The 26,535-nt window shown below is 71.4% G+C and carries 27 protein-coding genes; 12 read left to right on the top strand and 15 right to left on the bottom strand.

The window, feature by feature from the left end:
* Positions 1-3: 3 nt before the first annotated feature.
* Together JAN01S_RS05995 and JAN01S_RS16830 are read right to left on the bottom strand one after the other, a co-directional pair.
* On the bottom strand, positions 4-471 hold the full coding sequence (locus tag JAN01S_RS05995; RefSeq protein WP_068315160.1) for a hypothetical protein: 468 nt from the start codon (positions 469-471) through the stop codon (positions 4-6).
* Positions 468-1,445 (bottom strand): GNAT family N-acetyltransferase, encoded by a 978-nt coding sequence (locus JAN01S_RS16830; RefSeq protein WP_169797174.1) that lies wholly within the window; start codon positions 1,443-1,445, stop codon positions 468-470. Before JAN01S_RS16830 ends, JAN01S_RS05995 begins: the two co-directional genes overlap by 4 nt.
* Positions 1,446-1,491: 46 nt before the next feature.
* On the opposite strand from JAN01S_RS16830, the gene JAN01S_RS05985 reads away from it, so the two are divergent.
* From JAN01S_RS05985 to JAN01S_RS05975, 3 genes are read left to right on the top strand one after another with little or no spacing between them, the layout of a single operon-like run.
* Complete coding sequence (locus JAN01S_RS05985) at positions 1,492-4,077, top strand: DEAD/DEAH box helicase (protein ID WP_068315154.1); 2,586 nt, start codon at positions 1,492-1,494, stop codon at positions 4,075-4,077.
* 24 nt (positions 4,078-4,101) lie between these two features.
* Entirely contained in the window at positions 4,102-4,662 is a 561-nt protein-coding gene (locus JAN01S_RS17760; RefSeq protein ID WP_157075622.1) for a transporter substrate-binding domain-containing protein, read from the top strand.
* Positions 4,659-4,943: a DUF4031 domain-containing protein gene (locus JAN01S_RS05975; protein ID WP_068315151.1), complete on the top strand. Its 285-nt coding sequence runs from the start codon at positions 4,659-4,661 to the stop codon at positions 4,941-4,943. Before JAN01S_RS17760 ends, JAN01S_RS05975 begins: the two co-directional genes overlap by 4 nt.
* On the opposite strand, the gene JAN01S_RS05970 is transcribed toward JAN01S_RS05975, so the two are convergent.
* Positions 4,900-5,559 carry an HD domain-containing protein gene (locus tag JAN01S_RS05970; RefSeq protein ID WP_068315148.1) on the bottom strand — a complete coding sequence of 220 codons (660 nt, stop codon included), beginning with the start codon at positions 5,557-5,559 and terminating at the stop codon, positions 4,900-4,902. The genes JAN01S_RS05975 and JAN01S_RS05970 overlap by 44 nt on opposite strands.
* Before the next feature lie 97 nt (positions 5,560-5,656).
* On the opposite strand from JAN01S_RS05970, the gene JAN01S_RS05965 reads away from it, so the two are divergent.
* From JAN01S_RS05965 to JAN01S_RS05955, 3 genes are read left to right on the top strand one after another with little or no spacing between them, the layout of a single operon-like run.
* Complete coding sequence (locus JAN01S_RS05965) at positions 5,657-6,181, top strand: hypothetical protein (RefSeq protein ID WP_068315144.1); 525 nt, start codon at positions 5,657-5,659, stop codon at positions 6,179-6,181.
* A 41-nt stretch (positions 6,182-6,222) separates the two neighbouring features.
* On the top strand, positions 6,223-7,725 hold the full coding sequence (locus JAN01S_RS05960) for a purine-cytosine permease family protein (RefSeq protein ID WP_068315141.1): 1,503 nt from the start codon (positions 6,223-6,225) through the stop codon (positions 7,723-7,725).
* Positions 7,722-8,327 (top strand): cysteine hydrolase family protein, encoded by a 606-nt coding sequence (locus tag JAN01S_RS05955; protein ID WP_280513178.1) that lies wholly within the window; start codon positions 7,722-7,724, stop codon positions 8,325-8,327. The genes JAN01S_RS05960 and JAN01S_RS05955 overlap by 4 nt, the downstream gene beginning before the upstream one ends.
* Here JAN01S_RS05955 and JAN01S_RS05950 read toward each other — a convergent pair.
* Positions 8,314-8,721, bottom strand: coding sequence for a VOC family protein (locus tag JAN01S_RS05950; protein WP_068315138.1), 408 nt, complete (start codon positions 8,719-8,721; stop codon positions 8,314-8,316). The two genes, JAN01S_RS05955 and JAN01S_RS05950, sit on opposite strands and share 14 nt — an antisense overlap.
* A gap of 10 nt (positions 8,722-8,731) precedes the next feature.
* A complete protein-coding gene (locus JAN01S_RS05945) occupies positions 8,732-9,640 on the bottom strand; it encodes a LysR family transcriptional regulator ArgP (RefSeq protein WP_068315135.1) in 909 nt (302 codons plus the stop codon).
* Between the two features lie 69 nt (positions 9,641-9,709).
* Here JAN01S_RS05945 and JAN01S_RS05940 point away from each other — a divergent pair, with 69 nt between their 5' ends.
* Positions 9,710-10,303 carry a LysE/ArgO family amino acid transporter gene (locus JAN01S_RS05940; RefSeq protein WP_244884771.1) on the top strand — a complete coding sequence of 198 codons (594 nt, stop codon included), beginning with the start codon at positions 9,710-9,712 and terminating at the stop codon, positions 10,301-10,303.
* Between the two features lie 6 nt (positions 10,304-10,309).
* Here JAN01S_RS05940 and hflX read toward each other — a convergent pair whose 3' ends face one another.
* Complete coding sequence (hflX, locus tag JAN01S_RS05935) at positions 10,310-11,812, bottom strand: GTPase HflX (RefSeq protein WP_244884770.1); 1,503 nt, start codon at positions 11,810-11,812, stop codon at positions 10,310-10,312.
* 43 nt (positions 11,813-11,855) lie between these two features.
* The gene (locus JAN01S_RS05930; RefSeq protein ID WP_157075621.1) at positions 11,856-12,794 is read right to left on the bottom strand and encodes a hypothetical protein; all 939 of its coding nucleotides are present in this window, start codon (positions 12,792-12,794) and stop codon (positions 11,856-11,858) included.
* Between the two features lie 61 nt (positions 12,795-12,855).
* Here JAN01S_RS05930 and JAN01S_RS05925 point away from each other — a divergent pair, with 61 nt between their 5' ends.
* Positions 12,856-14,289 carry an amino acid permease gene (locus tag JAN01S_RS05925; RefSeq protein ID WP_068315129.1) on the top strand — a complete coding sequence of 478 codons (1,434 nt, stop codon included), beginning with the start codon at positions 12,856-12,858 and terminating at the stop codon, positions 14,287-14,289.
* Here JAN01S_RS05925 and JAN01S_RS05920 read toward each other — a convergent pair.
* Together JAN01S_RS05920 and JAN01S_RS05915 are read right to left on the bottom strand one after the other, a co-directional pair.
* Entirely contained in the window at positions 14,259-15,797 is a 1,539-nt protein-coding gene (locus tag JAN01S_RS05920; RefSeq protein WP_068315126.1) for an alkaline phosphatase D family protein, read from the bottom strand. The two genes, JAN01S_RS05925 and JAN01S_RS05920, sit on opposite strands and share 31 nt — an antisense overlap.
* Before the next feature lie 89 nt (positions 15,798-15,886).
* Positions 15,887-17,593, bottom strand: coding sequence for a glycerol-3-phosphate dehydrogenase/oxidase (locus JAN01S_RS05915; RefSeq protein ID WP_068315123.1), 1,707 nt, complete (start codon positions 17,591-17,593; stop codon positions 15,887-15,889).
* A 50-nt stretch (positions 17,594-17,643) separates the two neighbouring features.
* Here JAN01S_RS05915 and glpK point away from each other — a divergent pair, with 50 nt between their 5' ends.
* The gene (gene glpK, locus JAN01S_RS05910) at positions 17,644-19,185 is read left to right on the top strand and encodes a glycerol kinase GlpK (RefSeq protein WP_068315120.1); all 1,542 of its coding nucleotides are present in this window, start codon (positions 17,644-17,646) and stop codon (positions 19,183-19,185) included.
* Between the two features lie 29 nt (positions 19,186-19,214).
* Here glpK and JAN01S_RS05905 read toward each other — a convergent pair whose 3' ends face one another.
* On the bottom strand, positions 19,215-20,798 hold the full coding sequence (locus JAN01S_RS05905; RefSeq protein ID WP_068315116.1) for an HNH endonuclease: 1,584 nt from the start codon (positions 20,796-20,798) through the stop codon (positions 19,215-19,217).
* Between the two features lie 150 nt (positions 20,799-20,948).
* Between JAN01S_RS05905 and JAN01S_RS05900 the strand changes: the two genes are divergently transcribed.
* Positions 20,949-21,560: a class I SAM-dependent methyltransferase gene (locus JAN01S_RS05900; RefSeq protein ID WP_068315113.1), complete on the top strand. Its 612-nt coding sequence runs from the start codon at positions 20,949-20,951 to the stop codon at positions 21,558-21,560.
* On the opposite strand, the gene JAN01S_RS05895 is transcribed toward JAN01S_RS05900, so the two are convergent.
* The 5 genes from JAN01S_RS05895 to JAN01S_RS05875 form a co-directional block, all read right to left on the bottom strand.
* Entirely contained in the window at positions 21,523-22,425 is a 903-nt protein-coding gene (locus tag JAN01S_RS05895; protein ID WP_068315110.1) for a hypothetical protein, read from the bottom strand. The genes JAN01S_RS05900 and JAN01S_RS05895 overlap by 38 nt on opposite strands.
* Before the next feature lie 51 nt (positions 22,426-22,476).
* Positions 22,477-23,346, bottom strand: a complete 870-nt coding sequence (gene dapF / locus JAN01S_RS05890; RefSeq protein ID WP_068315107.1) for a diaminopimelate epimerase — start codon at positions 23,344-23,346, stop codon at positions 22,477-22,479.
* Positions 23,343-24,266: a tRNA (adenosine(37)-N6)-dimethylallyltransferase MiaA gene (gene miaA / locus JAN01S_RS05885; protein WP_068315104.1), complete on the bottom strand. Its 924-nt coding sequence runs from the start codon at positions 24,264-24,266 to the stop codon at positions 23,343-23,345. The genes dapF and miaA overlap by 4 nt, the downstream gene beginning before the upstream one ends.
* Positions 24,263-24,856 carry a peptide deformylase gene (gene def, locus JAN01S_RS05880; protein ID WP_068315101.1) on the bottom strand — a complete coding sequence of 198 codons (594 nt, stop codon included), beginning with the start codon at positions 24,854-24,856 and terminating at the stop codon, positions 24,263-24,265. The genes miaA and def overlap by 4 nt, the downstream gene beginning before the upstream one ends.
* A gap of 84 nt (positions 24,857-24,940) precedes the next feature.
* Positions 24,941-25,507, bottom strand: a complete 567-nt coding sequence (locus tag JAN01S_RS05875; protein ID WP_068315098.1) for a YceI family protein — start codon at positions 25,505-25,507, stop codon at positions 24,941-24,943.
* A 211-nt stretch (positions 25,508-25,718) separates the two neighbouring features.
* Between JAN01S_RS05875 and JAN01S_RS05870 the strand changes: the two genes are divergently transcribed.
* Both JAN01S_RS05870 and JAN01S_RS05865 read left to right on the top strand, forming a co-directional pair.
* Positions 25,719-25,898 (top strand): Rv0909 family putative TA system antitoxin, encoded by a 180-nt coding sequence (locus tag JAN01S_RS05870; protein ID WP_068315095.1) that lies wholly within the window; start codon positions 25,719-25,721, stop codon positions 25,896-25,898.
* 141 nt (positions 25,899-26,039) lie between these two features.
* Positions 26,040-26,535 (top strand): PRC-barrel domain-containing protein (locus tag JAN01S_RS05865; RefSeq protein WP_157075620.1); only part of this gene is annotated, 496 nt, incomplete at its 3' end.

Here is a 26,535-nt window from a genome sequence, read left to right as displayed (position 1 = left end):
AGGTCAGCGGCGGAAGAACCTGGACCACAGCCACGGCGTGCGCGACGGGGTCTCCATCGGGTCGGCCGGTGGCGGCCCCTCGTCGACGTCGTCGTAGAAGTGCGCGTGGCCCGGCGCCTCACCCGCAAGGGTCCGGGGATCGAGGCTCTCCGCTGCGGCCCGGGCCAGCACCTCGTCGGCGGCACCGGTCGTCGTGTCGTAGACGTGGACGTCGGTGGCGAGCAGGGCCGCGAGCGCACCGAGGCGCGTCGCGGAGAGATCGGCCAGGCGTGCGCTGACCGCGAGGGTCCAACGTCCGCCCACTCCGGGCAGGGGCGGGAGGATGCCCGTGCCGGTGACCGCGCCCACGGCCTCGTGGCCGGGCACGGTGCGCCCGCCGGTCAGGCCGAGCGCCTCCGCGACGTCCGCCTGCGTGCGGTCGCGGACCGCGAGCCACGCGGTCCCGGCGCCGAAGGGCTCGAGGTGGGTCACAGCGCCTTGGCCATGATCACGCCGTCCCGGTCGTCCCCGGGGGCCACGCGCACGCCACCCGGCACCCGGCCGACCTCGCGGTACCCGTAGCGGGTGTAGAACTCGCCCAGGCCGGTGCCGCCGCGGTAGTCGAGGGTGACGATCTCGACGCCCCGCTCGCGCGCTGCGCGGTGGAGGCCGGCGAGGAGCAGCGCGCCGTGGTTGGTGCCGCGGCGCGCCGGGTCGGTCATGATCCGCTCCAGGGTGCCGGTGTGCGCCACCGTCGCCCCGGCGGGCTGGACGACGAAGCCGAAGCCGAGCAGGTCGCCCAGGGGCGAGTTGAGCGCGACGCAGGCTGCTCCCCCTTCGGCCAGCTTGGCGGCGTAGCCGTCGAGGACCCGGGCGACCTCCTCCTCGCTCGCACCGGGGACAAAGCCCACCGCACCGCCGGCGTCGTTGACCTCGACCCACATCCGCAGCATCGCCTCGCGTGCGCGGGCCGGGATGCGGTCGGCGACCCGCACGTAGGGCAGCTCGCGCACCTGCCACGCGTCCGCGTCGACGGTGTGGTCGAGCTCGGGCACGTGCACCATCCCCGCGGACTCCGCGACGAAGCGCGTCACGAGGTCGTCGGGCGCCACCCGGATGCGCAGGGGCAGGTCGGGCAGCCACTCGAGCGCGTGCGCGACGACGAGGCGCAGCGCACGGGAGGCGAGCTGGTCGCCCCCTTCGTCCTCGACGACGCGGATCGTGACGCGGATGAACTCGTCGTGCGCGCGCAGCCCGACGAAACCGACCCGACGCCCGGAGGCCTCCTGCACGATCCACGCCCCGTAACCGTGCTCGTCCCAGTGCTCGCGCCACCCGCGCACGATCTCGGCCGGGCGGTCGGCGGAGACCGGCACGTCCATCAGCTCGGCCACGAGTTGCGCGTCCTCTTCGACGGGAGGGTGCAGGGAGAGGTCGTCGGCGGTGATCGATCGTGGTGCACTCACGGACCCCATGGTGACACCCGGGTAACCGCGCTGGGACGATGGGCGGATGGCAGATCCGCTCACCGTCCCCGTCGGCACCGGACCCGACGAGCTCTTCGAGCGGTTCTCCCGGTGGACCGCCGACCGCGGGCTCGCGCTCTACCCCCACCAGGAGGAGGCGCTGCTCGCGATCCTCGGCGACGACCACGTCGTGCTCGCCACCCCCACCGGGTCCGGCAAGTCGCTCGTCGCGACCGGTGCGATCGCGCACGCGATGGCCAAGGACGAGGTCGCGTTCTACACCGCCCCGATCAAGGCGCTCGTGTCGGAGAAGTTCTTCGACCTGTGCGCGACCTTCGGCGCCGACAACGTCGGCATGCTCACCGGCGACGCGTCCGTCAACGCCGACGCCCCGGTCATCGTCTGCACGGCCGAGGTCCTGGCCAATCTCGCTCTGCGCGAAGGGAGCGAGGCCGACGTCGGGCTCGTCGTCATGGACGAGTTCCACTACTACTCCGAGCCGGAGCGCGGGTGGGCCTGGCAGGTCCCGCTCCTGGAGCTTCCGCAGGCGCAGATGCTGCTCATGTCGGCGACGCTCGGCGACACCCGGGCCATCGAGGCCGATCTCGCCGAACGCTCCGGCCGCGAGGTCGTCGTCGTCAAGGACGCCGAACGCCCTGTGCCGCTGACCTTTTCGTGGGCGCTGACCCCGATCCAGGAGACGATCGAGGAGATCCTCGAGTGGCGGCGCGCGCCGGTCTACGTCGTGCACCAGACCCAGGCCAATGCCGCCGAGCACGCCCGCCTGCTGCAGACGCTCAAGCTGCTCACGCCCGACGAGAAGCTGGCGATCGCCGACCGGCTCGCCGGCTTCCGCTTCTCCGCCGGCTTCGGCCGCACGCTGGGCGCGATGCTGCGCCGGGGCGTCGGCGTCCACCACGCCGGCATGCTCCCCCGTTACCGCCGGCTCGTCGAGCAGCTCGCCCAGGCGGGCATGCTGAAGGTCATCTGCGGCACCGACACCCTCGGCGTCGGCATCAACGTCCCGATCCGCACGGTGCTGTTCACCTCGCTGACGAAGTTCGACGGCTCGCGGCACCGGGTGCTGCGGGTGCGCGAGTTCCTCCAGATCGCCGGCCGGGCGGGCCGGGCCGGGTACGACACGGAGGGGTACGTCGTCGTCCAGGCCCCCGAGCACGTCATCGACAACCACCGCGCGCTGCTCAAGGCGGGCGACGACGACAAGAAGCGCAAGAAGGTCCAGCGCAAGAAGCCCCCGGAGGGCTTCGTCGTGTGGACCGAGGACACCTTCACCAAGCTGACGACCGCCGCGCCGGAGACGCTGCGCTCGCGGATGAAGGTCGACAACTCGATGATCCTCAACGTCGTCGCGCGCCCCGGTGACCCGGTCACCGCGCTGTCGCGCCTCACGAGGGACAACCACGAGGACACGAAGGGCGGCGCCCGCCTCGCGCGACGCGCCGTCCGCCTGGGGCGCAGCCTGCTCGACTCCGGTGTGCTCGAACGCCTCCCGGAGCCGGACGAGACCGGGCGCACGGTCGCGCTGACCCTCGACCTGCCCCCGGACTTCGCGCTCAACCAGCCGCTGGCCCCCTTCGCGCTGGCGGCGCTGGACCTGCTCGACCCGGACTCCCCCACCCACGCCCTTGACGTCGTCTCGACCATCGAGGCGGTGCTCGAAGCCCCCTTCGCCATCCTCATGGCCCAGCAGCACGCCGCCCGCGGCGAGGCGATCGGGGAGATGAAGGCCGACGGCATCGAGTACGAGGAGCGGATGCGGCTGCTCGAGGAGATCACCTGGCCGCGGCCGCTCGCCGAGGAGCTCGGTGCGGCCTTCGAGACCTACCGGCAGACCCACCCCTGGCTGCCGGAGGAGGCGCTCGTGCCCAAGTCGGTCGTGCGCCTCATGTGGGAGGAGGGGATGTCCTTCGCCGACTTCGTGCGGCGCTTCACCCTCGGCCCGCGCGAGGGACTCGTCCTGCGCTACCTCACCGACGCCTACCGCACCCTGACCCGCACCGTGCCCGAGGCGCACTCCTCCCCCGAGCTCGAGGAGATCGTCGAGTGGCTCGGCGAGACGGTGCGCCAGACCGACTCCTCGCTGCTCGACGAGTGGGAGGCGCTGGCCGACCCCGAGTCCGCCGCGCGTCTGGCGCAGGACCGCGACGCCGCTCCACCGCCGCGCCCGCTGTCCGCGCGCACCGGGCCCTTCCGCGCCATGGTGCGCGGCGCCCTGTGGCAACGGGTCGACCGGGCCTCCCGCGACGACCTGTCCGCCCTCGCCGCGATCGAGACCGCCGCCGCCGAGCTCGCCGACGACGACCGCTCGCCGGTCATGCGGTACGACGACTGGGACGTCGCGCTCGGCGATTACTGGGAGGAGCACGACCGCATCGGCACCGACCAGGACGCACGCGGCCCGCACCACCTGCACGTCGAGGAGGCCACGGGGCCCGCACCCGGGGCCGACGAGGCCACCGCTGCGGACGACGCACGCCTGTGGCGGGTGCGCCAGACCCTCGCCGATCCTGCGGGCGACCACGACTGGGTCATCGAGGCCGAGGTCGACCTCGACGCCTCCGACCGGATCGGTGAGGCCGTCGTCCTGGCGACCGCGCTGCGTCGGCTGTGACCGCGGACATATCCTGAGCACCTGATGATCACCCTCCCCCGGCGACTCGGCCACCTCCTGCTCGCCCTCGCGATCGCGATGGGCCCCGCGCTGCTGTCGGCGCCCGCCGCCACGGCGGCGCCCGCGGCCGGCCCGGCCACCTCCGCCGAGCCCGCCGCAGAGATCCCCAACCCCCTGCGCGTCGGGACCGAAGGGGTGTACTCCCCCTTCTCGATGAAGAACGGTGACGACTTCACCGGCTTCGACATCGAGGTGATGGACGCCGTCGCGCAACGTCTCGGCGGGGTCGGCATCGCCCGGGCGCTCGCGCTGCGGCCAGAGGTCGTGCTGTTCGACGAGCCGACCTCGGCCCTCGACCCCGAGACCGTCGGCGAGGTACTCACCGTCATGCGCGACCTGGCGCAGGAGGGCTGGACGATGGTGGTCGTCACCCACGAGATCCGCTTCGCCCGCGAGGTCGCCGACGAGGTGCTCTTCATCGACGGTGGGGTCGTCGTCGAGCGGGGTGCTCCCGAGCAGGTCATCCTCGAGCCGCGCGAGGCGCGCACGCAGGCCTTCCTCAAGCGCATCCTCGACCCGTTGTGATCCTCGTCGACCCGCCCACGTGGCCCGGGTGGGGCCGCACGTGGAGCCACCTCGTCTCGGACTCCTCGCTCGAGGAGCTGCACGAGTTCGCGGCGCGGGTCGAGTTGCAGCGGCGGCTCTTCGACGAGGACCACTACGACGTGCCGATCGAGCGCTACGACGACGTCGTCGCCGCCGGCGCGCACGAGGTGAGCGGCCACGAGCTGATCCGGCGGCTCATCCGCAGCGGACTGCGGGTCACGCAGGCGGAGCGATCCGGCCGAGCTCCCGGTCGAGGTTGACCCGGGCGCGCTCGGTCCAGTGGGCGTGCGCGTGGTCGGTGAGGTAGAGCCGATCGCGCTCGGCGAAGGGGGTCAGCGCCGCGGTCCGTCCGCGGGCGTAGTCCTCGTCGCCGTAGAGCCCGTACTCGAGGCGCACCTGGTGGCAGTAGGCGTCGAACCGCTCGGTGGGTGCCGACAGGATCCACAGGTCGGCGTCGTGGAAGGCACGCGTCGCCGCGTCGTCGGCACTCATCTCGTGGCTCGCGGACTCGCGCACCAGTCGGGCGACGAGGTCGCTGTCTGCCGGCGCGAGTCCCAGGGCGGTGAGGCGCTCCTGCGCGAGCCGGGCCGACGTCTCCTCGTTGCCGCCGGGTGAGGCCTCAGGCTCGTACACCGCGTCGTGGTACCAGGCGACCAGTCCGGCCAGGTGCCGATCACGGGCGGGGAGGTCACCCCCTTCGTGCAGCTCGTCGAGAGCCGCGAGGACCTCCGCCAGGTGCACCGCGTCGTGGTACGAGCGGTGGTCCTCGAGCCAGCGGTCGAGCAGATCCGTGACCTCGTCGGCCACCCGACCACGGTCGGCGTCCGGACACAGGGCGATGACATCGGCGTGCCATCGGCTCCTCAGGGTGTCCACCACCCGATTGTGCCTCCACGTCGCACGTTCACCCAGCACGTCGAGCTGAGTCGCTATACCTTTGGGGGGCAACGACATCGCACATCCAGGGGGAACCATGTTGAAGCACAGCACTGCAGCGCGCGCTGCCGCCGTCATCGCGACCGCCAGCCTGAGCCTCACGGCCTGCGGCGCACTGGGGGGCGAAGGGGGTGAGACCGTCACCGTGACCTCGTCGGGGAGCGAGACCAGCCAGCCCAGCGAGTCGTCGTCGACGCCTGAGTCGACGAGTTCGTCACCGTCGGCGACCTCGACGACCGACGTCACGTCACCCACACCGTCCGACCCGCCCACGCAGACACCGCCCGCAGGGTCAACGCCCAACACCGACCGCACCAAGATGGTCGACGTCAACACCCTGACGCAGAAGGTCGAGGATCACGCGAAGGGCAAGATCCCCGCCGATGTGTCACTCTCCTGCATGGGCGGCATCGTGCTCGTCGCCAACGAGACGCAGAAATGCTCGTGGATGGATTCCGACGGCAATGTCACCCGCCTGACGATCACCGTCGACTGGGCAGCCAATGTCGGTGACCGGATCGAGTACTACCTGTCGCTGGAGAACTCGGCGTACACGCCGTGACCTGACGTCCCTGAGCGGTCAGCCTGTGGGAGTCTGCCGTCATGAGCGCTGACTCCCCCCGAGGGGACACCCTCGATTCCGTCCGCCGGGCCGGCGTCGAGACGACCGGCATCGAGATCATCGACGAGGCCGAGCGCACGGCGCGGCCCTCGGACCTCTTCTGGCCTTGGTTCGCCGCCAATGTCTCGGTCTTCGGCATCTCCTACGGCAGCTTCGTCCTCGGCTTCGGCATCTCCTTCGTCCAGGCGCTGGTCGTCTCGGTCGTGGGCATCGTCGTCTCGTTCCTCCTGTGCGGCCTCGTCGCCGTCGCCGGCAAGCGCGGGTCGGCGCCGACGATGATCATCTCGAGGGCGGCCTTCGGCGTGCAGGGGCAGAAGCTGCCCGGCGTCGTCTCGTGGATCGTCTCGATCGGCTGGGAGACCTTCCTCGCGATCATGGCGACGCTGGCCACCGCGACCGTCATGAACGAGCTCGGCTGGGGCGGGGGCACCCCGACCAAGATCATCGCGATGCTCGTCGTCGCGGGGCTCATCGTCACCGCGTCGGTCGCCGGATACCACCTGATCATGCAGCTGCAGTCGGTGCTCACCTGGCTCACCGGCATCGCGACCCTGATCTACATCGTCCTGACCGTCGGTGACATCGACTGGTCGGCCGTCACCGCGCTCGAGAGCGGCTCCGCCCAGCAGGTGCTCGGCGCGCTCATCATGGTGATGACCGGATTTGGTCTGGGCTGGATCAACATCGCCGCCGACTGGTCCCGCTACCAGAGCCGGGAGGCCTCCTCGGGGGCCATCGTCGCGTGGAACACCCTCGGTGGGGCCTTGGCCCCGGCGCTGCTCGTCGCCTACGGCATCGGGCTGGCCGGCTCCGACCCGGCCCTGAGCGCCGGCATCGCCGCCGACCCGGTCGGCACCCTGGCGACGATCCTGCCGACCTGGTACCTGGTGGTCTTCGGCGTCGCCGCCGTGCTGGCACTCGTCTCGGGGGCGGTGCTCGGCATCTACTCCTCCGGCCTGACGCTGCTCAGTCTCGGCGTGCGCATCCCCCGCCCTGCGGCCGCCGGACTCGACGGGTTGCTGCTCACCCTCGGCACGATCTACGTCGTCTTCTTCGCGGAGAACTTCCTCGGCCCGTTCCAGTCCTTCCTCATCACCCTCGGCGTGCCCCTGGCCGCGTGGGCCGGCATCTTCCTGTCGGACCTCGCGCTGCGGCGGCGGGACTACGACGAGGAGGCGCTCTTCGACGCCCGGGGTCGCTATGGCGCGGTCGACTGGATCTCGGTCGGCACGATGGTGCTCACCTCGGTCATCGGCTGGGGCCTGGTCACCAATGCCATGCCCGACTCGACGTGGAACAACTGGCAGGGCTACCTGCTCAAGGCCTTCATGGGCACCGAGCTCGTCGAGGACCCCGCCGGCAACTACTGGGCCGGTGACTGGTCCTACGCCAACCTCGGCGTCATCGTCGCGCTCGTGCTCGCCTTCGTCATCACGTGGGTCACGCGACGGTCGGTCGTGCGCCGTCAGGAGGCGGGCACGTGACCGAGGCGACGCAGGCAGAGGCTGGAGCCGTGGAGGTGACGCTGCCCGACCTCAGCGACGCCTGGCTGGTCGTCATCGACCCCCAGCGGGTCTTCGCCGACCCGTCGAGCGAGTGGGGCTCGCCGATGTGGGACGCCGCGCTCGAGCCGATCAAGAGCCTGCGCTCGGGCTTCGGCGCCGACCGCACCATCGTCACCCGGTGGCTGCCGGGCACCAACCGCCGCGGTTCGTGGGGGCCCTACTTCGAGCGGTGGCCCTTCGCCGACCGGCCGGACACCGACCCGCTCTTCGACCCCGTCTCCCCCGCGCAGGGGTGGAGCAGCCGAGGCACACTCGACGTCTCGACCTTCGGCAAGTGGGGTGAAGAGCTGACTCGGATCACCGGCGAGACGCCCACGCTCGTGCTCGCGGGCGTCTCCACCGACTGCTGCGTCATCTCCACCGCCCTACCGGCCGCGGACGCCGGCGCCACCGTGGTCGTGGCCGCCGACGCCTGCGCCGGGTCGAGCGAGGAGTCGCACGCCGCCGCGCTGCACGTCATGGGGCTCTACGCCCCGCAGATCGAGGTCGTCGACAGCGCGCAGGTCCTCAGGAACCGCTGATGTTGACCATCCACGGGATGCCATAGCGGTCGGTGAAGGCGCCGTACTCGTCGCCCCACATCTGCATCTCGAGCGGCATGGTGATCTCCGCCCCCGCGGTCAGCCCGGCCCAGTAGCTGCGCAGCTGCTCCGTGTCGTCACCGCTGATGCTCACGGTGATGTTGGTCCCCGACGTCACGGGCATGCCGGGCGGCGGGTCACTGGCGAAGATCGTGTAGCCGGCCTCGGTGATGAGGCTGGCGTGCATCACCTGGTCGGCGAGGTCGCCGGCGTCGGGCATGGACTCGCCGAAGGTGTGGACAACCAGCTCACCCCCGAGCACCGACTGGTAGAACTCCATCGCCTCGCGGGCGTTGCCGTCGAAGTTGAGGTAGGGATTGAGTTTGGAGGCCATGACTCCGACGCTAGCCGCGGCCACCGGCAGCGGGTAGTGCCGTGCGGCGAACGGGCCGCAGCGCCCGAGCCGCCTCGTGCACCGCCTCGCCGAGCCGGTCGATCCGCGCGGTGCGCAGCGTCCACGCCTGCCAGTACAGCGGGACGTCCCGGTGCTCGCGACGACGCAGCAGCACCAGTCGCCCGGACTCGAGGTCGTCACCGAGCTGGGCCTCGGGCACCATCGCCCAGCCCAGTCCCGCCCGCACCGCCGCGACGAAGCCCTCCGACGAGGGCACCTGCGAGGTCGGCGGGGTGCCGACGACCCCGAGGTCGCGCAGCACCCCCTGCTGCAGGTCGTCCTTGGCGTTGAAGCGCAGCACCGGCATCGTCGCCCAGTCGTACCCGCGCCCGCGGGCGTGGCGCGAGGCCAGTGCGGGGGCCGCCACGGGCAGGTAGCGCATCGCGCCCAACGGCTCGGTGCGGCAGCCCGCGACCGGCTCGGGGTCGGCCGTCACCGCGCCCACGACTCCCCCGCGCCGCAGGTGGTCGGCGCTGTACTCCTCATCCTCGACCTCGAGGTGCAGTCGGGTGTCCTCCCAGCCCGCCGCGACCTCGAGCACGGGGGCGAACCACGTCGCGAGGGAGTCGGCGTTGACGGCGACCGGCAGGTCGACGGGGGCTGATCCCCCTTCGCCCAGGTCCGCACGCAGCTGGTCCTGCAGCAGGACCATCTGGCGGGCGGTGCGCACGACCGGCTCGCCGGCGGCGGTGACGCGCACCGGCGAGCTGCGCTCGACGAGGACGCGGCCGGCATCGCGCTCCAGCGCCTTGATCCGCTGGCTGACGGCGGAGGGCGTGACGTGCAGGGACCGCGCAGCGGCCTCGAAGGTGCCGTGGTCGACGACCGCCAGCAGGGCCCGCAGCTGCTCGAGGTGCATGAAGCAATGCTAATGATCGTTCAGGAACATTCGCTGGCCTGCATATCCACCACGACCTAACGTCGTCTCGTGACCCTCTCCGCGATCGCCGGCCTGCTGACCGGCCTGACCCTCATCGTCGCCATCGGCGCGCAGAATGCCTTCGTCCTGCGGCAGGGCATCCGCCGGGAGCACCTCGGTCCGGTCGTGCTCATCTGCATCGCGGCGGACGCGATGCTCATCGGCCTGGGCACCGCCGGCGTCGGTGCCCTCGTGAGCGGCCACCCCGGCCTGGTGCGCGTGGTCACCTGGCTCGGTGCGGCCTACCTCGTCGGCTACGGGCTGGTCGCGCTGCGTCGTGCGGCCCGGCCCGAGGGCATGGTCGCGACGGCGCCGGCGTCGCGCGGGTCGGTCGTCGCGACGACGTTGGCCATCACCTTCCTCAACCCGCACGTCTACCTCGACACCGTGCTCATGCTCGGGTCGATCGCCAACGGGCACGGCGACCAGCGCTGGGCGTTCGCCGGTGGCGCCGCGGTCGGCAGCGCGGTGTGGTTCACCGCGCTCGGCCTCGGGGCCCGCGCCCTCGCGGGGCCCCTCGGTCGCCCGCGCACCTGGCGGGCGCTCGACGGCGTCATCGGCGTGACGATGATCGGCTTGGCGGTGCTGCTCGTCACCCGCTGAGCGGGATCAGCCGGCCGCGGCGAAGGGGGTCAGCTCGGCCGCGAGATCACCGTGCACCCGGGCGCTGACCCGGGTCCCCTCGGCGACGTGCTCCTCGGTGAGGATCTCCGCCTCGTCGTGCAGGCGGCTCACGAGGTCACCGCGGGCATAGGGCACGAGGACCTCGACGTCGATGTCGGGCTTGGGCAGCTCGTCGGCGATGAGCTGCAGCAGCTCCGGCACGCCGTCGCCGGTGCGGGCCGAGACGGCGATCGAGTGCCGCTCGTTGCGCAGGATGCGGTCGACGACCTCGGGGTCGGCCGCGTCCGCCTTGTTGATGACGACGACCTCCTTGACGTCGGCGGCGTCGACGTCGGCGAGGATGCCGCGCACGGCCGAGATCTGGCCCTCGGGGTCGGGGTGCGACCCGTCGACGACGTGCAGGAGCAGGTCGGCGTCGGCGACCTCCTCGAGCGTGGACCGGAAGGCCTCGACGAGCTGCTCCGGCAGGTGCCGGACGAACCCGACGGTGTCGGTGATCGTGTACTCGCGCCCGTCGGCGGTCTCGGAGCGGCGCACCGTCGTGTCGAGCGTGGCGAAGAGCTGGTTGTCGACGAGCACCCCGGCGTGGGTGAGCCGGTTGAGCAGGGTCGACTTGCCGGCATTGGTGTACCCGGCGATCGTCACGGACGGCGTGCCATTGCTGCGTCGGGAGGAGCGGCTGGTGTCGCGGTGGGTCTTCATCGCCGTGATGTCGCGCTTGAGCTTGGCGATGCGGGAGTTGATGCGGCGGCGGTCGAGCTCGATCTTGGTCTCACCGGGACCACGCGAGCCCATGCCCTGGCCGCCCGCGGCCTGGCCACCGGCCTGCCGGGACATCGACTCACCCCAGCCGCGCAGGCGCGGGAGCAGGTAGGTCAGCTGGGCCAGCTCGACCTGGGCGCGGCCCTCACGCGACTTCGCGTGCTGGGCGAAGATGTCGAGGATCAGGGCCGTGCGGTCGATGACCTTGACCTTGACGACGTCCTCGAGTGCGCGCCGCTGGCTCGGGCTGAGCTCGGCGTCGCACACGACGGTGTCCGCCCCCTCGGCCACGACGATGTCGCGCAGCTCCAGCGCCTTGCCGGAGCCGAGGTAGGTGCCGGGGTCGGGGTTGTCGCGTCGCTGCAGCACCCCGGCGAGGACGTCGGATCCGGCGGTCTCCGCGAGGGCCGCGAGCTCGCGCAGCGAGTTCTCGGCGTCCTCGACGGTGCCCTGGGTCCAGACCGCGGCCAGCACGACACGCTCGAGGCGCAGCTGGCGGTACTCGACCTCGGTGATGTCCTCGAGCTCGGTCGACAGGCCCTGGACACGGCGAAGGGCGGAGCGCTCCTCACGGTCGAGCTGGTCGCCGTCGTGGTCGCTGCGCTCGAGGAACCCGTCGTCGTCGGCGAGGGCCTGCGCACGTCGGGAGAGCACCCGGTCGATGGTCGGGTTGATGGTGATGTCGTCGTCGGACGCGTCCGGGGCGTCGTGCAGTGGTTCGGTCATGTTCTCCTCAGGATCTCACCCTGCAACGCCTCGTAGCCAACGATTAGTCCTCGTCGTCACCGATGACGCGCAGGAAGGCCTCCTGGAAGGCTCCCTCGACCATGACCGCGTGTCCGCCGGACTCGCCCGGCCGGGTGACGCGACTCGTCCGGCCGTCGTGGGCGAGGTGGTACACGTGTGGACTGATGGGGCCGGGCGCGGTGGCCGAGTCCTCCTCGGCGAACCGCACGAGCCAGTGCATCGCGCTGACCACCCCGGGGCCCGACATCGGGTGCACCGCGAGCACGTGCCGGCTCGGCAGGGCCACCAGCAGACCCCCGGGTCCCGGCGTGACGCCCACGCTGGTGAGCAGCCGGTCGAGGACCAAGAGGCGGGAGGCACCGAAGAAGTCCTCGGTGATGAACAGGTGCACCCGGGAGCTGGGATCGTCCTCGTCGAGCAGCCGGGTCACGTGCTCCGGCGCCGGAAGCTCGACGAGGTTCGCGCGCGCCAGCCGGAGGGCGGTCGGGACGTCCGGGATGCCCTCTGGCAGGGAGAGCGACTCGACGACGATGGTCGGCTCGTCGATGGCCACCAGCGCGATCACGCCGGGCACGGGCTCCAGCGCCTCGTACTCGGGCTGGTTGGGCATGTCCTCCCGCAGCCGCAGCTTGACGAGGACCTTGCCGGGGTCGGGCGGCGCGTCCCGCTCACGCTCGACGAGCATCCGGTCGAAGTGACGGGCGACGAGGGCGGGCCAGTGTCGTTCCCGCTCCTGCGAGACGAGCACCGACAGGTTGTGCAGGCCGTAGACCTGCCCCCCGGCCAGCTCGAGGAAGCCCGCGTTGATCGTGGCCTCGTGGCCCCGCCCGGCGAGATCCGCCCGGGCCATCGCCATGAGCCGGTCCGCGGCCTGCTGATCGAGCGCCGGCAGCACGGACCCCTGGTGGCCGCCTCGTGGTGGTGGTTGCGGTCCCCTGCGCCAGCGGTCGAAGATCCCCATGGCGGCCAGTGTGTCACCGCTGCGAGGGGATCGACGTCGTCCGGGACTATCGTCGACCACCGTGCCCACCACCCCCTTCGCCGACGTCGAATCCTCCGAGGACCACCTGCAGCGCGGCCTCAACCCACGCCACGTGCAGTTCATCGCGCTCGGCACGGCCATCGGCACCGGGCTGTTCTTCGGCTCGGCCGAGACGATCCAGGCCGCCGGCCCGGCCGTGCTCCTGGCCTACCTCGTCGCCGGCTGCGTGGTCTTCATCGTCATGCGGGCCCTGGGTGAGATGGCGGTGCGCCACCCCGTCGCCGGGTCCTTCGCCCAGTACTCCGGCGCCTTCCTGGGGCCCTTCGCCGGGTTCATCACCGGCTGGGTGTTCTGGCTGGAGCTGGCGGTGGTCGCCGTCGCAGACATGGTCGCGGTCTCGACGTACATGGGGCTGTGGTTCCCCGACGTCGCCGGCTGGATCTGGATGGTCGCTGCCATCGCGCTCATCGGCGCGCTCAACCTCATGGCCGTGCGCGTCTTCGGCGAGATGGAGTTCTGGTTCTCCCTCATCAAGGTCGTCGCGATCCTCGCCCTCGTCGCCGGTGGCCTCTTCCTCATCCTGCGCGGTGAGGAGGTCGGCGGGACCACGCCCGACTTCGCCCACCTGTGGAGCCACGACGGGTTCGCCCCCTTCGGCCTGTGGGGGATCATCATGAGCCTGAGCATCGTCGTCTTCAGCTTCGGCGGGATCGAGACGCTCGGCATGACCGCCGGTGAGGCCGACGACCCGAGCCGCTCGATCGCCCGGGCGGTCAACACGGTGCCCTTCCGCATCCTGCTCTTCTACGTAGCGGCGCTGGCCGTGATCATGTCGATCATCCCGTGGACCGAGGTGACCGGCGAAACCTCCCCCTTCGTCGAGGTCTTCGACGCGCTCGACATCCCGGCCGCCGAGCACATCATGAACTTCGTCGTCATCACCGCGGCGCTGTCGGCGATGAACGCGATCTTCTACGCATGCTCCCGCACGATGTACGGCCTCGCGGAGCAGGGGCACGCCCCCCGCGTCTTCCACCACGTGTCCCACCGTGCGCACATCCCGGTCGTCCCGGTGCTGTGCATGTTCGTCACCGGCGCCGTGGGCATCGCGCTGTACCTGACGATCGAGGACCGGCTCTTCTTCTTCGTCGCGGCCATCGCGACCTTCGCCACGGTCTTCACCTGGACGATGATCCTGCTCGCGCACTGGCGGATGCGCCGGGCGATGGCGGCCGCGCAGGTGCCGGCGAGCGACTACCCGGTGCCGTTCTTCCCGGTGCCCAATGTGCTGGCCCTGGTCTTCATGGCCGGCGTCATCCTGCTGCTCGCCTCCACCGAGGACGGGCGCAGCGCCTTCCTCGTCGGCGCCGGTGCGCTCGTGGCGCTGGCGATCGCCTACGCGGCCCTCGTCCGGGGACGGGGCCGCGAGGCGATCGTCCTCGATCAGAGCTCGGGCGACAGCTCCCGGGTGTAGAGGACCGAGCCCCGCAGGTCACGCAGGGTCACCGTGAGGGTGCCGTCGTCGGCGATGTCGGCGTGGCCGAAGAACTGGTTGCCACCCCGCGGCGACTGGTTGGGGTAGTCGGCCGTCTTGACGAAGTCGACCCGCGGGCCGAAGGTCGCATCCATCTCGTTGGGTCCGAAGGTGCCGGCGTTGATCGGGCCCGCGACGAACTCCCAGAAGGGGGCGAAGTCGGTGAACGCGGCCCGCTCGGGGCTGTAGTGGTGCGCCGCGCAGTAGTGGACGTCGGCGGTGATCCACACGACGCCGGGCACGTCCTTGATCTCGCGCAGCAGCCAGGCCAGCTCGATCTCCTTGCCCAGCGGAGCGCCCGGGTCGCGGTTGGACAGTGACTCCTGCGCGTCACCGTCGGGCACGACGATGCCCAGGGGCAGGTCGGCCGAGATGACCTTCCACGTCGCCGTCGAGCGCTTGAGCTCACGGGCGAGCCAGCGGACCTGCTCGTCGCCGATCAGGCTCGTGCGCTGCTGCTCCAGCCCCGGGGTGTTGGGATCCTTGTAGGTGCGCATGTCGAGGCAGAAGACGTCGAGGTGCTTGCCGCGCTCGACCTTGCGGTGGATGCGCTGACCGTCGCTGCGGTCCTGCCCGTTGCTGATCGGCTGCCACTCCCACCACGCCTGCTTGGCGTGACGGGCCAGCACGTCGACCCGGCGCTCGACGTCGTAGCGCTCGTCGGTGAGCACCTCGCCCGGGTACCAGTTGTTCGTCGTCTCGTGGTCGTCCCACTGGGCGAGGACGGGGACCTCCGCGTACATCGCGCGCAGGTTGTCGTCCATGTGGTTGTAGCGGTGCCGCCCCCGGTACTGGGCGAGGGTCTGGGCCACCTCGGTGACCTCGGGGATGACGAGGTTGCGCCAGACCTGGCCGTCGGGCTCGGTCACCGTGGCCTCGATCGGACCGTCCGCGTAGATCGTGTCGCCGCAGTGGACGAAGAAGTCGGGCCGGGTCTCGTGCATCGCCTGGTAGGCGACGTAACCACCGATGTCGGGGTTGATGCCCCAGCCCTGCCCGGCGGTGTCGCCGGTCCAGACGAAGGACTGCCCACCCCGTCCCGGGTGGGACGTGGTGAAGCTGACGTCGGCGCTCTCGCCGCGGCGGCCGTGCTCGTCCTCGAAGGCGATCTCGATCTCGTGGCGACGCCCCGGGGGGAGGTGGCCGACGTCGATCTTGCCGGTGTGGTCGGTGTCGGGCGTGACCCACGGGCCGCGGAGGGTGCGTCCGCGACCGCGTCCCGGACCGCGGAGGGTGGCGACCATGCGCGAAGGGCGGTCCGCCCGGGCCCACAGCACGCCGCCGTGGGACGTGACGTCACCGACGGAAACGCCGGAGGTCAGCAGCGGCCGGCCGCGATGGACCTGCGCCGGCGAGGCCGCGGCCACGGTGGACCCGGCAGTGGGGAGGGCGACGCCGGCGCCGGCGATCGCGGAGGTCAGGGCGGTACGACGAGTGATCTCAGCCATGTCCCCAGCCTGCTCAGGGCACGTGAACTGCACAGGCGGGCGGCGATGACGTCCGGGGTGGGCCGGGTGACGGAGAGGTGGCCGGGAGGTCAGCCCTTTGCAAGGACGCGGATGTCGGTCGCCTCGGTGCGCTCGGCGTCGGCGCGCTCGTCCTCGGTCATCTGCTGGCTCTCGATCTCGGCCTGCACCCGGTTGAGGTAGTGCTGGATCTCCGAGGTCGTGCGCTCCTCGTCCCAGCCGAGCTCCGCCGCGAGGATCCGGGCGGCCGGCTCGGCTGCCTCGACACCCCGGTCGGGTGTCTCGATGGAGATGCGGGTGCGACGGGTCAGCAGGTCGTTGAGGTGGAGGGTCGCCTCGTGGCGAGCGGCATGGACGACCTCGACGCGCAGGTACTCCTCCGCACCGGGCAATGGCTCGGCGAGCGTGCGATCCTCGGCGATGAGGTCGAAGAGGCCGAGCACGAGCGACCCGTAGCGGTCGAGCAGGTGGGTCAGGCGCCAGACCGGCAGGTCGTGCCGTCGGCTGAGGGTGTCGACCTGGTTGACGAGCGCCTGGTAGCCCTCGGCACCGATGAGCGGGATGTGCTCGGTGACGCTGTCGGGCACGCCGGCGGACAGGTCCTCGCGGGCGGCGTCGACGGCGTCCTTGGCCATGACACGGTAGGTCGTGTACTTGCCACCGGCGATGGAGATCAGCCCGGGTTGGGGGCGGGCGACCGCGTGCTCACGGCTCAGCTGCGAGGACTCCTCGGACTCGCCGGCCAGCAGCGGGCGCAGGCCCGCGTAGACGCCCTGGATGTCCTCGCGCGTCAGCGGCGTGACGAGCACGCCGTTGATCTGCTCGAGGATGTAGTCGATGTCCGCCGAGGTCGCGGCGGGGTGGGCCCGGGAGAGGTTCCAGTCGGTGTCGGTCGTCCCGATGATCCAGTGGGTCCCCCACGGGATGCAGAAGAGGACCGACTTCTCCGTCCGCAGGATCAGGCCGGTCTCGGAGTTGACCCGGTCGCGGGCGACGACGATGTGCACGCCCTTGCTCGCCCGCACGTGGAAGCGGCCACGCCCACCGGCCATCCGCTGGATGTCGTCGGTCCACACACCCGTGCAGTTGATGACGACCGAGGCGTTGACCTCGACCTCGTCACCGGTCTCGACGTCGAGGACGGTGGCACCGATGACCCGCTCCCCCGCGTGGAGCAGACCCGTGACCTTCGCGGAGTTGAGCACGGTCGCGCCGTAGGCGGCGGCCGTGCGGACGACGGTCAACGTGTGGCGGGCGTCGTCGCACTGGGCGTCGTGGTAGAGCAGACCGCCGTGGTGGGCGGAGGGCTTGAGCGCCGGGACGAGGCGACGGACTCCCCCCTTCGTCAGCTGCTTGGTGCGCGGGACCGAACGGGCGCCGCCCATCGTGTCGTAGAGGGTCAGGCCGGCGGTCACGTACGGCCGCTCCCAGAACGGGTGCTCCAGCGGGTAGAGGAAGGAGACCGGCTTGACGAGGTGTGGAGCGATGCGGGTGAGCATCAGCTCGCGCTCCTGGAGGGCCTCGCGCACGAGACCGAAGTTCAGCTGCTCGAGGTAGCGGACTCCGCCGTGGAAGAGCTTGCTCGAGCGGGAGGAGGTGCCCGACGCGAAGTCGCGCTGCTCGACGAGGGCCACCTTGAGGCCACGGGTCGCGGCGTCGAGTGCCACCCCGGCGCCGGTGACGCCTCCGCCGATGACGAGGATGTCGAGGTCCTCCTCGGCGATGCGGCGCCAGGCCGCGGCGCGCTGCTGGGGGTCGAGCGGCGTGGGATGGGGCATGGCCCAACGGTAGTCGCAATCCACGCCACGCACGCAGGCGACCTGACAGGATGCCGGACATGAGTGCAGCGACGACGTACGTGCTGGCGATCGACCAGGGGACGACGAGCACCCGGGCGATGGTCTTCGACCGCGACGGCTCGGTCGTCGCGACCGACCAGATCGAGCACCAGCAGATCTTCCCGCGGGCCGGATGGGTCGAGCACGACGCCCTGGAGATCTGGGACAACACCCGCCGCGTCATCGGAGGCGCCCTGGGCAAGGCCAACCTCAACAGCGGCCACATCGCGGCGGTCGGCATCACCAACCAGCGTGAGACGGCGGTCGTGTGGGACAAGGCGAACGGCCAGCCGATCCACAACGCCGTCGTCTGGCAGGACACCCGGACCCAGGCACTCGTCGACGAGCTGGCGCACGACGGGGGCCTGGACCGCTTCAAGGACGTGTGCGGGCTCCCGCTGGCGACCTACTTCGCCGGGCCCAAGATCGCCTGGATCCTCGACCACGTCGACGGGGCGCGCGAGCGCGCTGAGGCCGGCGAGCTGCTCGCGGGGACGATGGACACCTGGGTGCTGTGGAACCTCACCGGCGGCGGGGAGAACGAAGGTGTCCACGTCACCGACGTCACCAATGCCTCGCGCACGATGCTCATGGACCTGGAGACCCTTCAGTGGGACGAGGCGACCTGCGAGGCGATCGGGGTCCCAGTGCAGGTGCTGCCGCAGATCCGCTCCTCGTCGGAGATCTACGGCGAGTGCAAGCCGGGCGTGCTCAACGGCACCCCGATCTCGGGGATCCTCGGGGACCAGCAGTCGGCGACGTTCGGCCAGGCCTGCCTCACCCCGGGGTCGGCGAAGAACACGTACGGCACCGGCAACTTCATGCTGCTCAACACGGGCACCGAGATCGTCTCGAGTGACAACGGGTTGCTGACGACCGTGTGCTACCAGCTGGGTGAGGAGCCGGCGGTGTACGCGCTCGAGGGCTCGATCGCGGTCACCGGGTCGCTCATCCAGTGGCTGCGCGACAACCTGGGTCTCATCCGGGAGTCGCCGGAGGTTGAGCAGCTCGCGCTGAGCGTCGAGGACAACGGTGGCGTGTACTTCGTGCCGGCCTTCTCCGGGCTCTTCGCCCCGCACTGGAGGCCGGATGCCCGCGGGGCGATCCTCGGGTTGACCCGCTTCGCCAACAAGGGCCACATCGCCCGAGCCGCCCTGGAGTCCACCGCGTACCAGACCCGCGACGTGCTCGACGCGATGCAGGACGACGCCGAGCGGGCCGGTGGACGCCTGACCGAGCTCAAGGTCGACGGCGGCATGGTGGCCAACGAGACCCTCATGCAGTTCCAGGCGGACGTGCTCGGGGTCGACGTCGTGCGGCCCCGGATCGCCGAGACCACCGCTCTCGGCGCCGCCTACGCCGCCGGCCTCGCCGTCGGCTACTGGGGTTCGACCGACGAGATCGTCGACAACTGGGCCGAGGACACGCGGTGGACGCGGACCATGGACGAGGCCGAGGTCGAGCGGCTGCACCGCAACTGGACCAAGGCGATCAGCAAGACCCTCGACTGGGTCGACGACGACGTGGTCTGAGCGACGCATCCTGCTCGAGCCCCGCTCGGTCACGCCGCGTCGAAGGCCGCGACGAGCTGGATCTCGAAGGGTGAGTCCCTCAGGTCGGGGCGTATGGCCCGTCGGCGGGAGGGTGCTCCGCGACCGCGGCCGAGCAATGGCGGCGCGGGACATCGGTACTCGCTGCCTGTCGGGGTGGTGAGGGTGGCCTCGTGGGACCCACCGCCGGGGTCGAGCCCGGTCTCGATCACCGCGCCGGTCCAGCCGGCTTCCTTGACGAGGTTGTGCAGCTGGCACACGCCCATCCCGTTGGCCGCGGAGGTCACGCCACCACCGGCGACCGGGTCGACGTGGTCGATGTCGCGGATAGGTGCACCGCACCACGGCACCCGGCACCGGCCTCCGTCGCGCAGCTCGATCAACCGGCGCAATGCTCCGCCGAAGACCCGGCGGGCCGAGTCCATGGCGACGAGGTCACGGCCCTCGGGTGTGGTCCACAGGCGGCGCAGCCAGGTGGACGTCCCGGCGTCGCACAGGCGGAGGAGGTGCTCGCGGGCCAGGTCACCGGGCCACGCACCGTGGCCGACGACCTCGACCTCGTCGCCTACGCCGGCCGCGCCGGTGGGCACAGATCGGGTGGTCTCGGGGCACGCCGGATCGGAGCACGCAGGGTCCGCGCAGGTGGGCCCTCCGCCGGCCACCCGAGCGAAGGGATGCCCCTCCGGCAGGAGCGACCCCGGCCCCATGACGAGCCCGACCTCCACCGGCTGCACCTGACCGGCGGCCCGCCCGGACAGCAGCTCCAGCGCGGTGTCGGCCATCCAGGCCCCACGGCCGCGCTCATCGGCCGCTCGCTCGGCGTCGACCTGCGGGTCGCCGGTCGCCACGTGCCGGGCCGACTCCGCCGCCCGCAGGGCCGCGAACGCCCCCACCGCGTCGACCATCGGCCCGAGGATGCTCAGCCAGGCCATGCCGTCCGGTGCCGGCCTCACCGACACGCTGCGTGAGGCCACCGCCTTGCGCCGGCGTCGCACCATGGCCTCCGCGTCCAGGTCTGCGGCCGCACGGTGGGCCGCTGCGGCCAGCTCCTTGTCACCGAGCCGGGTCAGGTCGCCGGCGAGCCGCCGGTCGACCTCCATCCGGTCCTCGACCGACAGGCACGCGGTCTCCCGGACCATGATCGTCGCGCGCCACTCCCCGATCGCACCGACCGTCAGCGCGGCCATCGTCTGCGGCATCTCGTGGACGAGCGCCCGAGCGATCCCGACGTGACGATCCGCCTGCCCCGGCGAGCACCTGCGCGCCAGGGCCACCTCGGCCCTGGAGCTGCGGCGGCGACACCGCGCGTCCCGGGCCGAGATCTGCTCGTCGGCGCGCTGCTCGGCCACCCGGGCATCTCGCTGCTCCACGAACTGCGCGGTCACTCGCGCCTGGAGGGCAGCAGCCGCGCCCTTCGTCGCCTCGAGCGCCGTGAGGACCTCGAGCAACTCGCTCTCGTCGAGCCCCTCGGGGCGGGCGGCGGACAGGGCCTCGGCGGCGGCGCGCAGACGATCGGGCAGCCCGGGCACGACCGCCAGCCCGGCCGGGTCCCCTCCCGGCTCGTGGCCCTCCTCGGTCTGCGACTGCTCCGACATCACGCCCCCTTTGCGCTACGTCCATCTTCGAACACCTGTTCGAATCTGTCAAGAGGTGGATCCACTTCCCCGACCCGCCATCACCACGACGCTCCCACTGGCCACCGACAGCCCTCCGCGATCGGCACAGGGCCGACCTAAGGTGGGGCGGTGACCGACCACTACTTCACCGACTCGCCTGCTGCGACCGCGGGCGAGCGCCGCACCGTCACCGTCACGCTCGCCGGGCGCGAGGTGACCGTCGAGACCGCGGGCGGCACCTTCTCCCCCGCAGGGCTGGACAAGGCCACGGCGATCCTCCTCGACGAGGTGCCCCAACCCCCTTCTGCCGGAGACCTGCTCGACATCGGGTGCGGCTGGGGACCGATCGCCCTCACCCTGGCCCTGCGCTCCCCCGGCGCCACCGTCTGGGCCGTCGACGTCACCGAACGCGCCCTCGACCTCACCCGTCGCAATGCCGCAGCCCTCGGGCTGGGCAACGTGCGCGCGGTCCGGCCGGACGAGGTGCCGGCGGACACCCCCTTCGCCACGATCTGGTCCAACCCGCCGATCCGCATCGGCAAACCAGCCGTGCACGAGCTGCTGCGCACCTGGCTCCCACGGCTGGCGCCGGGTGCCGACGCCCACCTCGTCATCGGCAAGAACCTCGGCGCCGACTCGTACGCACGCTGGATCGCCGACGAGCTCGGCCTGCCGACCGAGCGGACGGCGTCGAGCCGGGGCTTCAGGGTGCTGCGCGCCACCCGGCCCGCGGCGGATTGACCACGTCGCCTTCCCACGTGAGGTCCGCGTCCTCGTCGACCTCGTAGGCCTCGAGACGCTCGTCCGCGAGCACCGCGTCGACGAGCGCGCGCGAGCCCGCGACGATCGTGCTGTCCCAGTCGATCTCGCTCGCCACGACCCAGGACCGGTCGGCCGACCAGATGAGCTGCGGACCGATGCCCGGCCAGCCGGGCTGTGAGCCGATCCCGGCGCGTTCGGCCCACGTGGGGTCACTCAGCTCCTCCACCGAGGTGGCGAAGAGGACCATCTCCCTCCCCGGCCACTCCAGGTGCGGTCCGTGAGCCGCCGCGTCCCGGATGTCGTGGCGCAGCGCCTCCTCCAGCCGCCGCTCGGCCTCCTGGTGTCCACGACGCCGCGCCAGCCAAGCCGCGGGTCCCCTCCCCTCGGCCACGTACCACACCGCGACGCCGCCCGTGAGTTCGCCCCAGCCGTTCCAGATCCCGACCACGAGCTCCTCGGGTGTGACCGTCTCTCGCGCCAGGTGCTCCATGAGCCCGGCGAGGAGGTCGTTGCCGAGTCGCCCCTCGTCCGTCTGCCCCACCTGCCAGCCGTCGTCGAAGGAGATCCCCTGGTGCAGGTCGGCGAGACGGTTCCACTGGACGAGTGGGTGCATCGTCAGCCCCTGTCGCGCCGCGACCTGCGCCCACGACCAGCGTGTCTCCTCGAGCACCGGGTGCATCCCCCACTCGTCAGCGGTCGAGAGATCCATGCGGGTCGTCGGCACCGGGTGCAGGATCCGCGCGTACGCCTCGAACCCCGTCCCGGCAACGCCCCCGACCCGCCCCCAGTCGCCCGCTCGCTCGAGCAGCCAGTCCCCGACCGCCGCGTCCGTCAGCAGCTCCATCCGGGGAGGCTATCGCCGCGGACTCACCACCATCGGACGAAGGGAGTGACCTCAGGCGAGCGTCGTCGTCCCGTCGACCACGAGCACGGCGGGCCCGGCCAGCTCGACCTCGCGGCCGGGCAGCAGCCGCACGCGCAGCGTGCCGCCGGGCACCTCGACGGTCATCTCACCGGTCGAGTCCGCGCCGCCGGACCAGAAGGCGGTCCCGATGGCGGCCGCGCACACGCCCGTGCCGCAGGACCGGGTCTCGCCGACGCCCCGCTCGTGCACGCGCATCGAGATGTGCCCCGGCCCGAGGACGCGGACGAACTCGACATTGCTCCCCTCCGGGGGCACCGGCTTGACCATCGGGGGGCGGCGCAACCGCAACCCGTTGAGGTTGACGTTCTCCGGCAGCGCGACGACGGTGTGCGGGTTGCCGAGGTCGAGCGAGAGTGCCGAGTACGGCTCGGTGACGTCCTCGGCCTCCTCGACGTGGACGAGCGCGTCGAAGCCCTGTGCCTGCGCCTTCGCCTCGTCGACGAAGCGCCACGTGCCCATGTGCGTGACGACCTCCTCGCCCTCGAAGCGGATCCGCCGCAGCCCGGCGCGGGTCGCGATGGCGAACTCCTCGCCGACGAGGCCCTCGCGGCGCAGCCACGTGGCGAAGACGCGGGTGCCGTTGCCGCACATCTGCGCCAGCGAGCCGTCGGCGTTGCGGTAGTCCATGAACCACTCCGCCTCGTCGGCGAGCGCCCGCACCTCCTCCTCGCGCGCGTGCGCCGTGCGCACGATGCGGATCACGCCGTCGCCGCCGATGCCGGCGTGGCGGTCGGCGAGCCGCGCGACCTGGTCCGGGGTGAGGTCGAGCTCACCCTCGAGGTCGGGCACGAGGACGAAGTCGTTCTCGGTGCCGTGGCCCTTGGTGAAACGCAGGTTCATGGCGTCCATTGTGTCGGACGCCGCGCGAGCCGCGACGCGGCCTCCGGCAGCGCCGGGTCGGCGGCGTCCAGCCACTCCACGCGCGGGTCGGGGCGCCACCACGACTCCTGCCGCCGGGCATAGCGGCGGGTCGCGCGCGCGGTGTCGGCGATGGCCTCCTCGCGCCCCCAGCGCCCGTCGAGCTCGCCGAGCGCCTGGGCGTATCCGATGGCCCGCGAGGCGGTCCGCCCCCGACGCAGGCCGGCGGCGTCGAGCCGGGTCACCTCGTCGAGCAGCCCGGCCTCCCACATGGTGCGCGCGCGGCGTTCGATCCGGTCCGTGAGCGCGTCCCAGTCGTCGCGCAGCCCGATGACGAGCGAAGGGCGCCGGTAGCGCTTCGTGGGCGCCGTCGCCGAGAACGGGCGTCCGGTGATCTCGACGACCTCGAGCGCCCGGATGATGCGCCGGGTGTTGTTGGGCTCGATGGCCTCCGCGGCGGCGGGGTCGACCTCACGCAACCGACGACGAAGGGCGGCGCGCCCCCCTTCGTCCTGGGCGTGGGCCTCGAGCCGGGCACGGACCGCAGGGTCGGTCGGTGGGATGTCGAGGTGGTCCAGCGCGGCCCGGACGTAGAGCCCGGACCCGCCGGCGAGGACCGGCACGCGGCCGCGACCCAGGATGTCGACGACCGCGACCTCGGCACGCGCCTGGTAGTCGGCGAGGGTCGCCTCGTCGGTCACCTCGAGCACGTCGAGGAGGTGGTGCGGGACACCGCGCCACTGCTCGACCGGCAGCTTGTTGGTCCCGATGTCCATGCCGCGGTAGAGCTGCATGGCATCGGCATTGACCACCTCCCCGCCGAGTGACTCGGCGAGGTCGAGCGCCAGGTCCGACTTGCCGGTCGCCGTGGCGCCGACGACAGCGATGACCTGCGGGATCACTCCTCGTCGACGTCGTCGTCGTGACCGAAGGGGTCCGGCCCCTCCCCCGGCATCCACGTGTGGCCGGGGACGCCCCAACCCTCGGCCTTGACCGCCTTGCGGGCCTTCTTCTTCCACTTCTCGTTGAGCCGGTCGACGTAGAGGAACCCGTTGAGGTGGTCGTACTCGTGCTGCATGCAGCGGGCGAACCAGCCGGTGGCCGAGAACGAGATCTCGTTGCCGTCCCAGTCGTAGCCGCTCACCTCGGCGCTCTCTCCGCGACGCAGGGGGAAGGAGTAGCCCGGCACGGACAGGCAGCCCTCGGACTCGTTGTCACGGTCCGGCTCGCCGACGGCGGGCTTGGCCGCCCGGACGAAGGGGTTGATGACGTGCCCCAGCGTGGGGACCCCGTCGTCGTTGGCCATGCTCCACGTGTAGATCCGCAGGCCGATCCCGATCTGCGGGGCGGCCAGGCCGACGCCGTGGGCGGCCTCCTGCGTGGCGTACATGTCCTCGACGAGGGTGCGCAGCTGCCCGTCGAACTCGGTGACCGGCTCGGCGCGGGTGTGCAGCACCGGCTCGCCGGTGATGGTGATGGGGTGGATCGTCATGGGCGGCATCCTATTTGCCTCCGGGCATGACGAAGCCGGGACCGGTCAGGGGGTACCGGCCCCGGCTCCGCGGGGGTGTCGAGGTCAGGCCTGCTTGATGGCGGAGATCTCGAGGTTCAGGGTGATCTTCTTCGAGACGAGGACGCCACCGGTCTCGAGGGCGGCGTTCCAGGTCAGGCCCCAGTCCTCACGCTCGACGACCGTGCTGGCGGTGAAGCCGGCGCGCACGTTGCCGAAGGGGTCCTGGGCGGTGCCGTCGAACTCGGCCTTGAGGGTGACCGGCTTGGTGACACCGAGGATGGTGAGGTCACCGGTCAGGTCGAACTCGTTGCCCGAGACGTTGGAGACGCCGGTCGAGACGAAGGTGATCTCGGGGTGGTTCTCGGCGTCGAAGAAGTCGGCGGACTTGAGGTGGCCGTCGCGGTCGGCGGCACCGGTGTCGACGGAGTCGACCTTCATCGCGGCCTTGGCGGAGGAGGCGGCGATGTCGTCGGCGATCGTGATGGCGCCGTCGATCTCGCGGAAGTAGCCGCGGACCTTGGTGACCATCGCGTGGCGGGCGACGAAGCCGACCTCGGAGTGGCTCGGGTCGATGACGTAGGTGCCGGCGGCGAGCTCGGTCAGGGCGGTGGTGGTGGTGACGTCGGTCATGGGGTTCTCCTTGGGGCGGGGTGATCGGGGGGAAGATCAGGTGGTTGGTGGAACAGGAAGAACACTAGAGGGTTTTAGTTGTTTTGTCAACTATTGGTTTTTCAACCACCTGAACCCATCGTGGCACCGTTCCGGTTGATGCGCGACCCGAGGCATGTTTGGGTAGGAGCACGCCCACCTACCGGGTACCCGACAACAGAAGGAGAACACCATGGGGTTCGACGATCTGAAGGGCAAGGCCACCGACGCGCTCGGCGAGCACAGCGACAAGGTCGAGGAGCACAGCGACCAGGGCCTGGACAAGGCCGGCGAGTTCGCCGAGGGCAAGGGCCTCGATGCGGAGAAGACCGACCAGGGCCGCGAGTTCCTCGACGGCAAGATCGGCGAGTGACGCTCCGCCACTGATGACGAAGGGGGTCGGGCACCACCACGGTGCCCGACCCCCTTCGTCATGTTTTTGCTCTGGGCTCCCGGGTAGACCCGAGGTGTCCCCGGCCGGAACCGGCCGTCGACACGACGAGAGGAACGGGACATGAGCATCGACCGCAACGACATCGAGCAGGTCATCGGGCAGGACGTCCACGGCGCCGACGGCGAGAAGATCGGGAGCGTGGGTCAGGTCTACCTCGACGACCAGACCGGCCGCCCCGACTGGGTCACCGTGAAGACCGGGCTCTTCGGGACCCGATCCACCTTCGTCCCCCTGGAGCAGGCGCAGCGGACCGAGGACGGGTTGCGCGTCCCGTACACCAAGGACCAGGTCAAGGACGCCCCCAACATCGAGGACGAGGGACACCTCGAGCCCGCCGAGGAGGAGCGTCTCTTCGCCCACTACGGCCTCGCCGGTGGCGCCGCGGGCACACCCGCAGCGGGACGAGCCGGCGAGGGCACCCTCGACGAGGACGTCGTCGGTCACGACACCTCCGGGCCCACGACCGGTGACGCGATGACCCGGTCCGAGGAGCAGCTGCACGTCGGGACGGAGCGGCGGGAGACCGGCCGCGCCCGCCTGCGCAAGTACGTCGTGA

Origin of the sequence: Janibacter anophelis NBRC 107843, assembly GCF_001570945.1 — a bacterium.
Taxonomy (GTDB): Bacteria; Actinomycetota; Actinomycetes; order Actinomycetales; family Dermatophilaceae; genus Janibacter; species Janibacter anophelis.
This window is presented reverse-complemented; position numbering and strand designations above follow the sequence as displayed.